We start from the raw sequence: 16,122 nt of genomic DNA, 5'->3' as shown, positions 1-16,122 counted from the left end.
ACTTATCCCAAAAATCCAAGGAGGATTCCTGTCCATGAACAAAAATCGAGTATTAACGCTGCTTCTCTCTTCCATTTTCATTTTATCTGCTGTTGGATGTTCTTCTGTTACACCTACCGCGTCCCCATCCGATGCACCCATGACCATTATTGCTTCTGAAGATTACCCGAGTTATGCCAGCATTGGCGACCTGTCCGAGAGAGCAAATACGATTGTGAAAGGCAGTGTTGTTGAGACTCGTGTGGAAGCTTTAAACGATATCGTACAAGTTACCGATGCTGCCAATGAAAACGAGTTAAACCCCGCGTCCGATCCGGGCGGAGAGCCATCTTCTTTTGACAAAATCTATACGATCCACACGATTCAGGTCGCTGAATCCTATAAAGGCGGTTACACTGCCGGGGAAAAACTTGAAGTGAAGCAACTTGGCGGACAACTAGGCAACACCGAGATTATTAATGATGACAACCTCAAGCTGATTCCTACCAAAGACTATGTACTCTTCCTGGAAACGTATGAAGACACCCCTGCGAGCCTGCTCAACTCCGTTCAGAGTCTCTACGTGATCAAACCTGCCGCCAAGTCGAACCAGCCGGGTCAGCAACAATCACCGTCAGAAGTCATTGTGAGTGCAAACCCCGAGAATGACCTTACACTCCAGCTGGAGGATCTGCAAGAAATTCAGAACGAACAAAAGAGCGAATAAACTCTTAGGTAATCACACTGTTATTTCATCTCCGTACAGGCAGCTAATCCCCTCTACTGTTCAGTCCTACATAAGAATATGAAAACCGTGCTGCTCAGCAAACTGGGCGGCACGGTTTTTTGAAGTTCCTTATTTAGACGGTGTATTAAGTCCAATAATCCATTCAGCCAGATCCTGTGTCTGTTTCAACAAGGCGATAGGGTCACGGAACCAGGATTGTTCTTCCGTCCATATGTACACATTTCCATTTTTGATAGCAGGTAATGAACCCCAGATCGGATCTGCCTGAAGATCTTTCAACTGAGACTTGCTGGTCAGCACAATGTAATCTCCGGCATATTTGGAGAGCAGTTCTATAGAGAATTCATGATAGGCGCCCTGCATCAACTCGGATGGAATGTTCTTTGGTGCTTGCAAACCAAGCAATTCATAGATGTTACGTCCTCCCCGGCCCGACTGATTGCCAAAAATGAAGACTTGGCGATCATATTCCTGCATAACAGAGAATGTAACGTCAGCTGGAACAACGCTCTGCACCTCCTGCTTGATTTTGGCAATCTCCTCATCAAAATCAGCCAGCCACTTCTCTGCTTCCGCTTCTTTGCCAAGGACTTTACCGAAATAGTTTACTTCGTCCTTGAGTGTCGGAAAAGTGATGGATGCGATCGAAACGGTTGGAGCAATCTTGCTGTATTTCTCATAAGCGGCCTTGTCCGGATTCAATGTAATAATGAGATCAGGTTCCAGCTCCATCAATTGTTCAACGGAATCCCCTATCGTTTCAAGACCATCCATGTGACCTTCCAGATAAGGACTGTTCATCAGAAATTGGCCTCCACCAATCGGTTTGACACCAAGAGCAAGCACCGTTCCCAGATAATCTATGGCAGCAACTCGCTCGGGATGTGCAGGAATTTCTACCTCACCAAAGGTCGTATTTACCACTTGGGTTTCCACGACTGCCGGTTGTTCGGGTTCAGCCGCAACTTCGGATGTTTCTGCCCCCTGCTGAGTTGTTCCACAAGCACTCAATGTGAGTACAAGCGCAAGCGACATGATCACTGATTTAAAATGGTTAAACATGTTGATTTCCTCATCTCCCTTATGTTGATAATGATTATCATCATCAATTAAAGGATAACGTTGATCCCCTCCTGTTACAATGGATTCATTTGTTGCATTTAATGTACTTTTTGAAACTGATTTCGAGTTTTCCTGCTGCTTCAACCGATATTGCCCTGGTGTGATACCGGTCTCTTTTTTGAATATACGATTGAAATAAAACGGGTCCATATAACCCACATACGCAGCAATCTCCTGTAATGAAGCTTCTGTGGACGCAAGCAGACTCCTTGCCTCACCCATTCGTAACCGAATCACATATTCTGTCGGTGTACATCCCGTCTGTTCCTTGAATTTGCGTGATAAATATTGCGGACTGTAACTCAAGGACTGGGCAAGCGAATCAAGTGAGATCGATTCCCGGTAGTGAGCTTTGATATATCGCAAAACCTGATCGGTAAGCGAAGGCTGTTGAACTTCGTTAAACATGTGACTCCGCTGTAACAAGACAAGCTGTACCAATTGAAAGAAATACACTTTGACCTGAATTTTGCCCACTCGCTCCTGCCCTGACCAGCATTCATGTATATTCCGCACAAGCTCACGTAACTCAAGTGTATGATCCGGCACTGTCGCCCAGGACTCTTCAAACGGATTACGCTGGTTCAGCATCATTCGATACTCCACAAGCACGTTAGAGGGCAAGGTTGATTTGTACAAAATCAGATGTACCTCCATAACCCCTGTCGTTTCAAGTGTCAGACGTCTTCCTTTTCCCCCATGCAGCAGCAAGAACTGGTTTGTAGTCCATACCTCTTCATCGAGCCAGACCTGACCCCTGCCTTGAACATACACAAATGCACTGGTTGGTAACACATAATTGCGTATGAACTCGTGTGTTGCGAGTGATATAAGACGCACATCAAGCACGCGAACCTGAACCTGATCCCACAGCTTGATGTCATTCTGAATTCCCATATAAACTCCCTCTCCTAAGCGATCAAACACACACAATACCTTGGCATTGTGACTAAAAACCTACCTATAATTGATAATGATTATCAATTATAACAATGATGCAACCATCTTTGAAGACTACCTCTGTTTTTTGTTAGATGCCGCAAAATAAAAAACGGTCGAAATCCCTCATAGAGAGATCTCAACCGTTCTAAATTATGGCCTTATTATCTTTTAATAAAGTCAGCTGCCCTTCTCTACTCGACAAAAGACAATAAATATCCGTATCGTTCTTCCTCCATCTTGTCTAACGGAATAAACCGGATCGATGCACTGTTAATACAGTAACGTTTGCCGCCGCGATCTTCGGGACCATCATCGAACACATGCCCAAGGTGGATGTCTCCTGCCCGGCTTCGTACCTCCGTGCGATCCATACCAAAGCTCATGTCATTTGTATAGGTAACAACCTCAGGTACAATCGGTTTTGTAAAACTCGGCCACCCGCAACCAGAATCATACTTATCCCGGCTGGTGAATAACGGCTCTCCCGTGGCAATATCCACGTACAGACCGGGCTCCTCATTATCCCAGTATTCGTTACTGAATGCATGCTCCGTATCATTGTTTACCGTAACCGCATACTGTTCGTCTGTTAATCGTTCTTTTAATTGTTCATCTGTTGGACGTGGATATTGAGCGGGATCAATCCCAATCTCCAAGTCCTCCAGGACAGTCATATCAATGTGACAATATCCATTCGGATTTTTTTCCAAATAATCCTGATGGTACTCCTCCGCCAAATAATAATTCTGCAGAGGCATTACCTCCGTTACGATGGGTTGGTCATATTTTTCTTGCTCTGCCTCTACAGCCTGTTCAATAATTTTGGCATCTTCAGCCAACGTATAATAGATTCCTGTCCGATACTGAATGCCACGATCATTGCCCTGCTTATTTAAGCTGGTAGGATCAATAACTCGAAAATAAGATTCAAGCAATTTCTGCAAAGATACTTGCTGCGGATCATATTTTACATGAACAGTCTCCGCAAACCCCTGGTCCCCGCGAATAACATCCTCATAGGTTGGATTCTCTCCTTCCCCGTTGGCATAACCGGAAGTCACATCCTGAACCCCCGGAATACGAGCCATATATGCCTCCACACCCCAGAAACAGCCTCCTGCCAAGTACAGGTTACTCAGGTTTTCCTCGGAGACACTCGATGCCTTGACAGGTTGAGTGGATAACGAAGATGAAGATGCAGCTGAATGGCTCTCAGCCCTGTTTCCACAAGCAGACACAACTATCGCTATAACAAGGAGGCACAGGCCCAGCAGCGTCCTTTTCATGACACTTCCTCCCTTCTCACAAAATCTCTTGTAATGATTCCATGATCTGTTCATTGGATGCATGCCCTGGCTGCGATTTCGCTAAAATACCATCAGAACCAATATAAAAGGAACTAGGATACGCTCTTACACCAAATTCCTTGGCCCATACACCTTTCTCATCCAAAAGAACAGTAATGTTATCATATGGCTGTTGGTCAAACCATTCGGTAAACGCTTGGGAGGATTTCTCTCCTTTGTAGTCTGGCGTCACAATCGTAATGACTTGAAAATCATTGTTTTGACCAGCCAGATTGTTCAGGTCTTCCAAACCCGCAAGGCAGATGGAACACCAGGAAGCCCAGTATTTCACATACACTTTCTTGCCTTGAACATCAGAAAGTCCAACCGTGTTTCCTTTCAGATCAAGCAATGAAAATTCAGGAGCCGTCTCTCCCTTGTTCATCATGGTTGACGAACTCATATCGGATGCTGGGGCTGATGATGACCCCGTTTGTTTTGATTCAGTTTGGTTTGATTCAGCTTGCTGTGTTCCACATGCGCTTAAGATCAACAGTACTCCAGTGAATACGATTACAGATACCATCCATTTCCGTGCCGTCTTCATACCAAATTCCTCCAATGATTATTGAAACCAGGTCACCAAGCTGTTTAGCCGGTCTGTCATTAACAATAGTCCCATGACAATAAGAATACAGCCGGAAGTTATTTTGATGACGCCCATGTACCTGTATAAACGACGTATCCGCTTCATAACATATTCCGAAAAAACGGACAGAATCAGGAAAGGAATCGCCAACCCAAGGGTGTACAGGAACATGAGAAACCCGCCATACAGTGGAGAGCCTTCTCCTGCGGCGATACCAAGAATGGCCGCCAACACAGGCCCGATACAAGGCGTCCAGCCAAAACTAAACGTCAGACCCAGCAGGAACGCTCCGACATATCCTCCTCGTCTGGCATGATCGTTTGACAGCTTTCTCTCCCGTTCCAGCCAGGATAGTCGGATCAACCCGGTTTGATAAATCCCAAAAAGCACCACGATGGCTCCGCAGATGGCAATAAACACAGGACTTGAGATCAAATTACCAACGATGCCGGAACCAAAACCGAGTAAAACAAATACCAGGGACAGCCCAAGAACAAATAAAAATGTCCGCAAAACAAGTGTGGACCGCAACCGAACCGAATTGGTGTCAGGCTGCTGCTGATTCGTAGCGTTGACCATGCTTCCGGATAGATAAGACACATATACCGGGATCAGCGGCAGAATACATGGCGCAAAAAACGATAACAATCCTGCACCAAAAACGCCGAAAAGGAATACTAAATCACTGGTCAAGTCATTCACCACCTGAATAAATACTGCGTTTGATTAACCAAGGTTAACGACTGACGTAGATCGGAAGCGTGAACCAGAAGCAGCTTCCTTCTCCTTTTGTACTCTGAACCCCGATCTCGCCACCATGGAGTTCCACAATCGATTGAGCGATAGCAAGGCCAAGCCCGGCCCCCCCATTGCTCTTGCTACGTGATTTGTCAATTCGATAAAAACGTTCAAATATACGCGAAGTTTCCTCCGCTTCAATGCCTTCCCCTTCATCCGTAACTGAAATTCGTATAAACGGCCCCTTTTCTTCGGCAGCCAGAATGATTTTTCCTTCAACAGGAGAGTATCGAATGGCATTTTGCAGTAAATTGGAAAGGACCCGCTTCATTTGTGCAGGCATCATGACCGCGGCTGGTAATTTATCGGGCAAATCGATTTCAACGTTCAGCGTTTTCTCCGCCAGATGAAACGAAAAACTCTCCAACGTACTGAGCAACAACTCATCGACGTGACAAGGCTGAGGCTCAAATACCTCCCCTTGCGCTTCCAGGCTGGATAATTCGAACAAATCTTGAATAAGCCCTCCCAAACGCTTCGTTTCAAGTCGTATCGTGTTCAGGTAACGTTGAAAGGTTTCTTTATCCTGAATGACATCATCCTCCAACGCTTCGACGAATGACTGAATGGATGCCAATGGAGTCCGTAAATCATGGGAAACATTGGCGATCAACTCTCGTCTCGCAGTTTCTGAGTGATGCAGATGATCAAAACTTTCCTTCAGCTTGGAACTCATTTCATTAAATTGCTGTGCCAGGAGCTTAAATTCCTGCGTACCGATGAGAGGGACTTCCGTATGGAAATCCCCTTCGGCAATTCGTATCGTCTGCTGTGTAATTCGCGCAATTGATTTTTCTAATGGCTTAGTCAGCAAATATTGAAGAATAAACGAAAGTAAGCCTACCCCTGCTGTTATAGCCGATAACCAATACAATTGTTCGATCGTAAGCAGCATTTTGGAATAACTGATGAACAAACAAATTAATAATACGCCAATGCCTGTGAGACTGGACAACACCAAGTATGTGCGAAGTTTCATGAACTGCCACCCGCAAACTTGTAGCCTATACCCCAAACTGTTTTAATATATTTTGGATAAGAAGGATTCTGTTCGATCTTCTCTCGTAATCTCCGAACATGTACAGTCACCGTTGTTGTATCTCCCTCATAGCTAAAATCCCAAATCTTGCTTAACATCTGGTTACGGGAGAACACCTGGCCCGGGTGACTTGCCAGTAAATACAACATCTCAAACTCTGTAACGGTCAATTCAATGGCCTGCCCACTGATGTGCACTTCACGCTTGGTAAAATCAATGGTAAGCCCTTCATAATTGATCGTATATTCAGATGTTGTAACAGGTGATGCCTGCGCAATTCGCATTCTCCGCAGGATTGCCTTCACACGTAAGACTAGTTCTCTCGGACTGAATGGTTTGGTCAGATAATCATCCGCCCCCATCGTCAGTCCCATCAGACGGTCCTGTTCCTCACCCCGGGCCGTCAGCATTACAATGGGCACATCCTCAGTTTGCCGAATCTCGTTGCATACTTCCCAACCATTCTTATGTGGCATCATCAGGTCGAGCACAATCAAGCTTGGCGCTTGGCTGTGCCACAGCTCTATAGCCTCCAAACCGTCCTTGGCCGTCACGACAAGATAACCTTCCCGTTCCAGATACCTGCGACAAACGTCCGTAATATTTGTATCATCATCAGCAACAAGTACACATTCATTCAAACGAACCCACCCCATATTCCAGAAAATACATTTGAGCCAATCATATCATAGGGTGATGGCGATGCTTAGCCCTTAAATTACTTCATTCCCATGGCTCGCATCATGTATTGTTCAATTACAGACTCAGCCGCATACGAATTCCCTTCATGGATGACAGGCATCGATTTCAAGTTAACTTGCATACCGTCTACCGTGATTTTTTTCGATCCAATCCACAATTTAATCGTTTTCCCCGCAGGCATCATCGTTTCTTCCATCATCATGTCATCTTTTATCTTAATGTCATCTTTCATCATCATGTCTTCTTCCATCATGTTGTCGTCTTTCATCATCTTGTCGTCCATTTTGCCCATATACATCAAAGTTACAGATTTATCCTTGCTGTCCCACATAATGCTGTAATCATACATTTTCGCCGCCTGTCTCAATTGAACAAGTTCCATGCCATCCTTTTTAATTGTTTTTATATCTGCAGCACTTGCCAATCCAGAAAAAGCCATAGACATCATCAATACCGCTGCTACCATCGCTTTTTTGCTCTTATTTGTTTTCATCATTCTTATCACTCTCCATTCGTTTATTACTTACATGGATTACAATAAGCAAGATTGCTTACGATTCTCTAAGCGAAGTATTACGAAACCATTACGATATATAAATGAGGTCAGGTTTCAATAAAAAAAACGGTTGAAATCTCTCTTACGAGAGACTCCAACCGTGTCTTCTAGGTCAAACGAATAAAATCAATCATGGATCGAACCTCGATCGGTCCCGGATTTGATATCACATCATTAGACTGCAATCCCTCTCTGGAAGTGAACTGCACCTTCACCGGAATGCCAGGAATCAAGTCGAAGAAGTTATCTGAGAAGACACCCTCCACATCCGAAGATAGCCATACCTGTTTAGCAAGCACATCACTTTCCAGTACCAGATGAACGCCGTTCTCATCCGCTCCCCCGCTTACATTGATGTTTGCAGGCTGCAGAGCAAGGTCTTTGGACGGTACAAAATAGTGTTCCTGTACGATATTCGCCGCACCTTCCTGTTTCAGATCCAGGCGCAGCAGCGTGTTAGCTGTATCATGACCTTCAAGCCATTCCGCGTTACGTAATGACAGCACTCGATCACCGGTATTAGGTGCCAAAGTCACGTCATGTGTTTCATCACGATGTACCGTTCCATCGAACCCGAGCAAACGAATCTGTAACTGCCCTTTTACAGGTTGTAATTGATCCGAGATGATATATATATCTGTTGTATCTTCTTTTGTGCCATCTACCGATACCAACACATCGCTGAAGCTGCGTTTCGCATAATATTGCAATGCTTTCCAACGACCAAGGTAGTCCATACCTGCCCATGAAGCCACCGGCCAGCAGTCATTCATTTGCCAGTAAAGTGTGCCCATGCAGAATGGTTTGCGGCGACGGTGCGCTTCAATGGCCGTCTTCATCGCTTCCGCCTGAAGCACCTGGCTCATATACAGGAACGATGGGAAGTCCTTCGATTCATGCATGTACATATCCATGTACTGTTTGATCAGACGATTACCTGCCCCATTCTTTTGATGAGCCAACATGACTTCCGACTCCAGAGCCAGATCCTCTTCTTCTGCGTAAGTGCGTACTGACTTGTACTCCGGGAAAGACTGGAATCCGTATTCACTCATGAAACGACCCACATGCACGTTGTAGTTCTCGAATGGTTCTACATTGTGCCACACGCCCCAGTAGTGGATATCCCCTTCAGCTGTGGATGGGTGCGCATGTTGCGTCTCATCCCCTGTCAGTGATACCAGTGGTGAGGAAGGCCAGTAATCCACACCTGGCGCATACGCTTCAACCACTTCTGGCAGCAGATCATGGAAGATGGCTTCGTAATCGGCCCAGATGCTTTCACGCTGCTCGGCAGTAAATTCCTTTTTCCAACCCCAGCCACCATTCTCAACATAGTGAGCCCAAGCCGAATCAATCTCGTTGTTCCCACACCAGAGTGCAATACTTGGATGGTTGCGCAGACGTTTCACATTATCGATGGCTTCATGTCTCACACTGTTCAGGAACGCTTCATCTCCTGGATACATGCTGCAAGCAAACATGAAGTCTTGCCATACGAGGATTCCGTATTCATCACACAGTTCGTAGAACACATCCTGCTCATAGATTCCGCCACCCCATACACGCAGCATATTCATATTGGACTCGGCTGCGGATACGATCTCATGACGATAACGTTCATGAGTAATTTCAGTGATGAAGCTATCATTTGGAATGTGGTTGGCCCCTTTGGCAAAGACCGCAACCCCGTTTAATTCAAAATAAAAGGATGCTCCTGCTTCATCTTTGTCACGTACCAAGCGAATGGAACGAAGCCCAGTCTTCACTGTAGATTCAGCCACAGCTCGTTCACCTTGAAGCACTTCGGTAAGGAAGGTGTACATATGCGGATTACCAAGCCCACGGCTCCACCACAGTTTTGGTTCATCAATAGAGATTGGAATCTCCACAGTCTGAGTTCCGGGTTGTAGTGATACGGATCTTTCCCATCTCTGTCCATCTGCGCCGATACGAATAATCGTATCTACCGCTTGTGATGTCTCGACTTCCACAACAGCAGTTAATGAAGCTGAGATAGCGCTTACTTCATTTTGCTGGATATACACATCATTGATTCGTACCTGTGTCCAACCTTCAAGACGTGCTTCACGCCAGATCCCACTGGTTACAAAACGCGGACCCCAGTCCCAACCATAGTGATACGGGGCTTTACGGGCAAAAATACTTACTCTTTTGTCGCCAAGTCCGCCAACATCGGACTGATCATTCGATGCAGGTAATGCATATCCGAGCTTCTCCAGCTTAGGCAGATCTTCCTGAATCGGAGACCGAAAACGTATTCGGAGAATATTGCCGTTCCCCTTTAATACAGCCTTCACATCCGCCTTCCACACCCGGAACATATTATCTGCTGATAACACATGCACATCATTCACATACACATCCGCATATGTATCCAGACCATCAAACACCAGTTCCAGATGTTCTTGGGAGAACAACCCTTCGGCAACGTCAAATTCCGTCTGATATTCCCAATCTATCTTATCAATCCATTGTACTTCCTTCTCGTTTGTTCCATAAAAAGGATCTGGAATCTTGCCCAGCTTCAGCAAATCTGTATGCACACAGCCGGGCACCTGAGCCGGCATCCACTCTTGATCTTCGCAAGCCTTGAACGTCCAATTCTGAAAAACCTGTGATTGTATTGTGCTCATGACAGCCTCCATTGTTGTTAGAGTTGGTAAATATCAATTTGTTAGGTTTTGTTAGTATAAAAATAAATAACTTACAAAACAAAATTACCACGATATGCTTCTTATAGTCAATCTGTTTTGTAATTTAATTTGTTAAATGGTTTCTGCATACCAAAAAGACATGAAGCTCTAACCTCTCCATGTCTTTCACCTGATTTCATTTACCCGTATGATCATTGTTAAAATGACCCTTAAGTTCATATCCCATTACTGTATACTGGCGTTATATTCATCGCGAATAATTAATTCCGAATAGATCAGCTTGCGTTCATATGGTTCATCCAGATGTTTGATCCGCCACAACAGCTGATCCACCGCTCTCGTACCCAGATTCTCTTTGTTAATATGCACTGAAGCAAGAATGGTTTCATCCGTCTGCGTATTGTCAAACCCGGTTACAGCACAGCGTTCAGGTACCTGAACGCCTCGGCTTCGGAGTTCCTGAAGGACGATGACAGCCGTATGATCATTCGCACATACGAAGACTTCCGGGATGTCCTCCAGCTTCATTTCAGCAATGGATCTCCGAATCTGATCATACTCTGGTCCCAGCAAGTCTTCTTGCTGTTCTGCCTCCAACTGCTTCTCTTCCAGCACCGTACGATATCCAAGCCAGCGTTCTCTAAAACTTGCCGCATCGGGCAGTTGCCCGGCAAACTGGAATCTTCTGTACCCTTTTCCAACGAGCATGAGAACCAGTTCTTTCATACATTTCATATTGTCCGTAAAAACCGAGTCTGCGTATATCGCAGGGTCTTCATGATCCACCATAACAAGCGGAATACGCAGCCTGTAAATCTCCAGCAATACCGATGTCGAGATGGTGCCCACGGTAATGACTCCACTGATTGCTTCCGGATTAAGAACCGAGAACATCCGATCTGAAGAGGGTTCTGTCAGCGTTAAAATATCCATTCCCTTCTCATTCAACCTCTCCGAAATGCCGTCAAACACAGGACCCCAGTATAAGGAGGATCGATTCTGAGAACGAATGTTGGGAAACAAAATCAATATCGTGCCTTGACGCTCCGCTTCTGGCTTCATCTCTGCTGATATCTGTGTCTCGCCAGGATAACGCTTCGGTTCGGTTCTGAAATACCCAAGCTGCCCCGCCGTTCTGACAATCATCTCGCGTGTATGCTCACTCACACCAGGCTTGCCCGTCAGCGCACGGGAGACTGCGAATTTGGACACCCCCGCAGCATCCGCAATTTGCTGCATTGTTACTCTTTTGGCCATCCTACTCACCCGTTTTTCCTAATTTTCCATTCAGTGTAGCATAAAAAACAAAAATCAACAAAACAAGGTTATGTTATTTTGTTTTTGTTAGGTAGTTGATTATCTGTTTCACAAGGTATTCGACATAACCAAAAAAGGCCCTTTCCCCACCTTCCATAGAAGATGACGAAAGAACCCTTTTCCCTAATTATACGCCTGGTGCTCCCTGATCGCTGAGTTCCGACTGTAAAACCGGGCGTTTTCTGCGCAAGAAGATAGGCTGTGGAAGTTTGATCTCTGTGATCAGAACACCGACCAACATCAGCGCTGCTCCTGCATATCCTTGCAACGTCAGCGATTCCCCTTGAAAGGTAAATGCAAAGGCCGCTGCAAACAGTGGTTCGAGTGAAAAAATCAGACTTGTTCTTGTGGGAGAGGCATGACGCTGCGCGAGTGTCTGCAGAATATACCCCAAGCCGCTACACAAAACACCTAAGCCGAGAATCGCTGCCCAGGATTCAGCCGTATCGGGCATACGTGGCGTTTCCAGCATAAATGTAGCTGCAATTCCCCACATCGCTGCAACACCCAATTGAACTGTCCCTAATGTTAACGGATCATGCTTCGGTGTGAACTTGCCAGCAATCATTATATAGATGGCATACACAAGTGCTGCTAGTATGCAGAGAATATCTCCCGTGTGCAGACTAAGCTGATGCTGAAGCGTCAGCAAGCCAAGCCCGGTAACTGCAACCAGAATACTGAGCGTCAATCGTTTGTCCGGCATACGACGATGCTGGATGGTCGTCAGGATCGGTACAAAAATAACGGCCAAACTTATCAAGAATCCCGCTTGGGATGTCGTGGTTCGTTGCACACCATAGGTGATGAATACAAATGCAGCAAATAAAGCTGTCCCCATAATCGCTCCTGCCACAAGTGTTCTGCGATCCATGTTAAACAACCGCCGATGAAAAAGAAGTCCTGCGGCAATAAAGGCAATTCCAAAACGAAATGCGACCAGATTCAATTCTTGCATGGACTCAAGACCTGATTTCATAAACAAATAGGATGATCCCCATATAACCGTTGCGAGCAGCATCTGTATGTCCGCTCTTCTTGTTGCCTGACCTTGATTAACATGTACACCATTCATCTTGCTTCAACCTTCATTCTATGTATTCTGAGCTGTGTGATCATGCGTCAAACTAACTCGCCTTGGCAAGTATAAACGATCTCTTTGCATTATAAAAATGAATATTTATAATGTATTATATGAAATAAACTTATACATTAAATGAGGGAAGGAACGGAACCGTTCATGTCACTGATCAAATACGAAATATTAAATACCGTTGTGGAATATGGCAGTCTCACCAAAGCGGCAGAAGCGTTGAACATCACCCAATCCGCAGTCAGCCATGCCATCGCCAGTCTGGAGACAGAATGTGGTTTTTCCCTGCTCCATCGCAACCGCTCCGGTGTGCGGGTTACCGCTGAAGGGGAACGCATTCTGGGATACACACGTGAGATTCTGCGCTGGACGGAACTCATGAACCAGGAAATTTCCCTCATTCGCGGCGCGGAGATTGGTACGGTGCGTATTGGTACCTTCGCAAGTGTCTCCACACAATGGTTGCCGGGTATCCTGAAACAATTTCGCCTGCGTCATCCAGGAATTGAGATCAAGCTGTGGGAGGGCGATTATGCTGAGATTGAGGGCTGGCTGGCTGGAGGCGCCATCGATCTCGGATTTCTATCCCTCGGCGATTCATCACCTTTTGAGACGATCCCATTACAAAAAGACAGAATGATGTGCATCCTGCCACTGGATCATCCTCTCGCCTCAGAGAAGTCTGTTTCATTTGACATTCTGCTGGAGCAACCCTTTATTCTGCCCAAGTGGGGCGGAGATAACGAGATAGAACGACTGATCCGGCAGCATGCGGCCAAGCTCAATGTCGTCTATGAAGTAGCCGAGGATCAAGCCATTATGGCGATGGTCCGTAATGGTCTCGGAATCAGTTTGCTGCCGGAAATGGTACTTCAAAATCATACCGATTCACTCGCGCTCGTGCCACTCTCTGGAGATCCTTATCGTACGATTGGCATGGCCTGCCCATCTTTGGGCAATCTATCGCCAGCTACGCGGCGTTTCATTGAAGAGGTACAACAGTGGCTCAGCCAGGTAATGTAAATTTGGAGAACTCACTACCTCTGTCGTTAAGATCGATTTCTCCTAACCGATACTCACAAATTGGATAACACCAAGGGTCAGCAGCAGTACAGATATAATCGCAATCGTGATGCCAAAACCAATCAGGAAGCGCACGGCAGGTGAGCGTTTGTTCTGATGGCTTCCTCCCAGGTTATCCAATTTCCGCTCAATTTGATCCAACCTTTCATTTACCTGTTTCAGATCTTGATTGGAGTTCATTCATCCATCTCCCTTTTCTGTGTATTCGATCTATTCCCACACCCGATCGAGCTGATCTGCGTAGTAACGGATTGCTCTGTTATAGTCATTGATTCTCTTGTCACTTGATGTGTCCGCAAGTTGCACGAGCAGTCTTTGCATCGCTTCTGCATGTTCACCCAGATTGTAGAGCACCATGGCATAGAAAACCTCAAATTCCCGGTACGCCGGGAATTCTTTCAACCCTTTTTCAAACCAAACCTTTGCCTGCTCATACTGTCCAAGCGTTCGATATGTGCTGCCCAGCCCGAGTATCGCCCCTGCTCTGTCCTCACCAGAAAGACCAAGACTCAGTGCCTTCTCATAATGCGGAACAGCTTCCCGCTCCAATCCAAGCGAATCATGTGCCCAAGCCAGTTGGTACCAGACATTCGCATTCTCGGGTTCCTGGACTGTAATCTCTTGCAAAAGTTCAATCGCTTCCTGTACCTTGCCTTCTTGTCTCCATCGTACGGCCTGTTCCAAATCACTCATGCTGTCACTTCCCATCTTGCATTATAATTTCCACTTATATGATTCAATTGTTTTATTATACCAAAAAAGCACCCTAGAGAATATGTTGTAACAACTCAAGGTTGTCAAAACGCTATTCCATCGTGTGCTTTTTCATTCGATGCAGCTTGTTATAAAAAATGGACTAAAGCATATTTCCACTGGACCCTTCAATGACAGAACAACCTTCCGATCGCTGTTATCCCCGGATTTTTCGAATCATTTTAACAAAGGTGAAAATCCGGGGATAAGCGTATGCTTTCGATGCAGCTTTCTTTCAGAAAGCTTTTAGGCGAACGCTTTCGCTTCTTCAGGTTTTTTCTGTCCTCTCCGTTTTGTGTAAATGTTTAGTTCAATTTATACAGATTAAGCTGAAATCTCTCTGAAAACGATCTGTTCATCGTCTAATTAAGACCATGTCGTGTTCGCGACCATAACAATAAATACGAGCATGAGATAATTCACCGAGATCAGAAAGTTCACTTTTGCCCATTTCTCATCATCCTGTGTCTTCAGTCCGCTAAGTGTATGCACGAACCAGATCAGTCCACCGACCAGAGATACAATCAGAAATACCAGACCTACGTAGTCGTAATAATACAACAGAAATACAGCAGGAAGCAGCAGAAAAACGTAAGGAATCATCTGAAACTTTGTGCGTTTCACCCCTTTAACCACTGGCAACAACGGAAAACCGGCAGCACGATACTCCTCTACCCGGCGAATACCCAATGACCAGAAGTGTGGTGGTTGCCATAAGAATAATAGTGCAAATAGCAACCAGGCACCTGCATCAATTTCATTCGTTACAGCCGTATAACCGATGACAGGCGGCATCGCTCCTGCAATTCCACCCAGCGACGTGCTCCACGTTGAACTGCGTTTCAACCACATCGTGTAAATCACGATGTAAGCGAACCATCCAAGCAGTGCCATCCAGCCTGATAACGGATTCACCAGGAGATACAGTACTGCTAGTCCCACAATACCAAGGATAATGCCATAGCCAAGTACAAACCCTGGCTTCAGATGGTTAATGTAATCCATCCTTTTTTTGGTGCGCTCCATCTTTTGGTCCAATTCACGATCCCAATAATTGTTGATTACACAAGCTGAAGCAATAACCAAGGTTGATCCAATCACGACCATGAGCAGAGATAACCAGTTGATATCCCATTTTGAAGCTACCCAGAATCCTACCGCCACCGCAAACACATTTAACCTTAGAAGTCCGGGCTTAGTTAATGCAATCATGTCTTTAAGCATGAGGCTCCTCCTGAACTATGTAAAAACGCCATTCCAATAATGATACATGTACCTACCATTAATTACAATCGCTTTCATGAATTTGTCATAACCAAAAAGCATCCCTCACCGTTCAATGAACAGGAGGAATGCTTGAATAATGAATTTCATCTT

General features: G+C 45.5%; 15 protein-coding genes. 2 read left to right on the top strand and 13 right to left on the bottom strand.

What is annotated here, in order from left to right:
• Positions 1–34: 34 nt before the first annotated feature.
• Complete coding sequence (locus tag MHI12_RS12315; protein ID WP_341007057.1) at positions 35–706, top strand: hypothetical protein; 672 nt, start codon at positions 35–37, stop codon at positions 704–706.
• Positions 707–835: 129 nt separating this feature from the next.
• Here MHI12_RS12315 and MHI12_RS12310 read toward each other — a convergent pair whose 3' ends face one another.
• The 10 genes from MHI12_RS12310 to MHI12_RS12265 form a co-directional block, all read right to left on the bottom strand.
• Positions 836–2,746 carry an AraC family transcriptional regulator gene (locus MHI12_RS12310; RefSeq protein ID WP_405172502.1) on the bottom strand — a complete coding sequence of 637 codons (1,911 nt, stop codon included), beginning with the start codon at positions 2,744–2,746 and terminating at the stop codon, positions 836–838.
• 236 nt (positions 2,747–2,982) lie between these two features.
• The gene (gene msrB, locus MHI12_RS12305; RefSeq protein ID WP_405172501.1) at positions 2,983–4,077 is read right to left on the bottom strand and encodes a peptide-methionine (R)-S-oxide reductase MsrB; all 1,095 of its coding nucleotides are present in this window, start codon (positions 4,075–4,077) and stop codon (positions 2,983–2,985) included.
• Positions 4,078–4,093: 16 nt separating this feature from the next.
• A complete protein-coding gene (locus MHI12_RS12300; protein ID WP_405172500.1) occupies positions 4,094–4,684 on the bottom strand; it encodes a redoxin family protein in 591 nt (196 codons plus the stop codon).
• 18 nt (positions 4,685–4,702) lie between these two features.
• Entirely contained in the window at positions 4,703–5,428 is a 726-nt protein-coding gene (locus tag MHI12_RS12295) for a cytochrome c biogenesis CcdA family protein (RefSeq protein WP_405172978.1), read from the bottom strand.
• Positions 5,429–5,462: 34 nt separating this feature from the next.
• Positions 5,463–6,503 (bottom strand): sensor histidine kinase, encoded by a 1,041-nt coding sequence (locus tag MHI12_RS12290; RefSeq protein WP_405172499.1) that lies wholly within the window; start codon positions 6,501–6,503, stop codon positions 5,463–5,465.
• Complete coding sequence (locus MHI12_RS12285; RefSeq protein WP_405172498.1) at positions 6,500–7,204, bottom strand: response regulator transcription factor; 705 nt, start codon at positions 7,202–7,204, stop codon at positions 6,500–6,502. The genes MHI12_RS12290 and MHI12_RS12285 overlap by 4 nt, the downstream gene beginning before the upstream one ends.
• 77 nt (positions 7,205–7,281) lie before the next feature.
• The gene (locus MHI12_RS12280) at positions 7,282–7,761 is read right to left on the bottom strand and encodes a hypothetical protein (RefSeq protein WP_405172497.1); all 480 of its coding nucleotides are present in this window, start codon (positions 7,759–7,761) and stop codon (positions 7,282–7,284) included.
• A gap of 167 nt (positions 7,762–7,928) precedes the next feature.
• Positions 7,929–10,478: a glycosyl hydrolase 2 galactose-binding domain-containing protein gene (locus tag MHI12_RS12275; RefSeq protein WP_405172496.1), complete on the bottom strand. Its 2,550-nt coding sequence runs from the start codon at positions 10,476–10,478 to the stop codon at positions 7,929–7,931.
• A 246-nt stretch (positions 10,479–10,724) separates the two neighbouring features.
• Positions 10,725–11,756, bottom strand: coding sequence for a LacI family DNA-binding transcriptional regulator (locus tag MHI12_RS12270; protein WP_405172495.1), 1,032 nt, complete (start codon positions 11,754–11,756; stop codon positions 10,725–10,727).
• A 187-nt stretch (positions 11,757–11,943) separates the two neighbouring features.
• Complete coding sequence (locus MHI12_RS12265; protein WP_405172494.1) at positions 11,944–12,891, bottom strand: DMT family transporter; 948 nt, start codon at positions 12,889–12,891, stop codon at positions 11,944–11,946.
• Between the two features lie 165 nt (positions 12,892–13,056).
• Here MHI12_RS12265 and MHI12_RS12260 point away from each other — a divergent pair, with 165 nt between their 5' ends.
• Positions 13,057–13,932, top strand: a complete 876-nt coding sequence (locus MHI12_RS12260; protein WP_405172493.1) for a LysR family transcriptional regulator — start codon at positions 13,057–13,059, stop codon at positions 13,930–13,932.
• 42 nt (positions 13,933–13,974) lie between these two features.
• On the opposite strand, the gene MHI12_RS12255 is transcribed toward MHI12_RS12260, so the two are convergent.
• The 3 genes from MHI12_RS12255 to cyoE form a co-directional block, all read right to left on the bottom strand.
• Positions 13,975–14,172: a hypothetical protein gene (locus MHI12_RS12255; RefSeq protein WP_405172492.1), complete on the bottom strand. Its 198-nt coding sequence runs from the start codon at positions 14,170–14,172 to the stop codon at positions 13,975–13,977.
• Between the two features lie 30 nt (positions 14,173–14,202).
• Positions 14,203–14,685, bottom strand: coding sequence for a tetratricopeptide repeat protein (locus MHI12_RS12250; RefSeq protein WP_405172491.1), 483 nt, complete (start codon positions 14,683–14,685; stop codon positions 14,203–14,205).
• Positions 14,686–15,111: 426 nt separating this feature from the next.
• Positions 15,112–15,969, bottom strand: coding sequence for a heme o synthase (gene cyoE, locus MHI12_RS12245; protein WP_405172490.1), 858 nt, complete (start codon positions 15,967–15,969; stop codon positions 15,112–15,114).
• Between the last annotated feature and the right edge of the window lie 153 nt (positions 15,970–16,122).

The organism is Paenibacillus sp. FSL H8-0280 (assembly GCF_045040665.1).
In the GTDB taxonomy this organism is placed as follows: domain Bacteria; phylum Bacillota; class Bacilli; order Paenibacillales; family Paenibacillaceae; genus Paenibacillus; species Paenibacillus xylanexedens_A.
This window is presented reverse-complemented; position numbering and strand designations above follow the sequence as displayed.

Bases quoted from the DNA above. Each gene is read 5' to 3' on its own strand.
- MHI12_RS12315 (WP_341007057.1), top strand. From the start codon at position 35: ATGAACAAAAATCGAGTATTAACGCTGCTTCTCTCTTCCATTTTCATT.
- MHI12_RS12275 (WP_405172496.1), bottom strand. From the start codon at position 10,478: ATGAGCACAATACAATCACAGGTTTTTCAGAATTGGACGTTCAAGGCT.
- msrB (WP_405172501.1), bottom strand. From the start codon at position 4,077: ATGAAAAGGACGCTGCTGGGCCTGTGCCTCCTTGTTATAGCGATAGTT.
- MHI12_RS12300 (WP_405172500.1), bottom strand. From the start codon at position 4,684: ATGAAGACGGCACGGAAATGGATGGTATCTGTAATCGTATTCACTGGA.
- MHI12_RS12310 (WP_405172502.1), bottom strand. From the start codon at position 2,746: ATGGGAATTCAGAATGACATCAAGCTGTGGGATCAGGTTCAGGTTCGC.
- MHI12_RS12290 (WP_405172499.1), bottom strand. From the start codon at position 6,503: ATGAAACTTCGCACATACTTGGTGTTGTCCAGTCTCACAGGCATTGGC.
- MHI12_RS12255 (WP_405172492.1), bottom strand. From the start codon at position 14,172: ATGAACTCCAATCAAGATCTGAAACAGGTAAATGAAAGGTTGGATCAA.
- MHI12_RS12280 (WP_405172497.1), bottom strand. From the start codon at position 7,761: ATGATGAAAACAAATAAGAGCAAAAAAGCGATGGTAGCAGCGGTATTG.
- MHI12_RS12250 (WP_405172491.1), bottom strand. From the start codon at position 14,685: ATGAGTGATTTGGAACAGGCCGTACGATGGAGACAAGAAGGCAAGGTA.
- MHI12_RS12260 (WP_405172493.1), top strand. From the start codon at position 13,057: ATGTCACTGATCAAATACGAAATATTAAATACCGTTGTGGAATATGGC.
- cyoE (WP_405172490.1), bottom strand. From the start codon at position 15,969: ATGCTTAAAGACATGATTGCATTAACTAAGCCCGGACTTCTAAGGTTA.
- MHI12_RS12270 (WP_405172495.1), bottom strand. From the start codon at position 11,756: ATGGCCAAAAGAGTAACAATGCAGCAAATTGCGGATGCTGCGGGGGTG.
- MHI12_RS12265 (WP_405172494.1), bottom strand. From the start codon at position 12,891: ATGAATGGTGTACATGTTAATCAAGGTCAGGCAACAAGAAGAGCGGAC.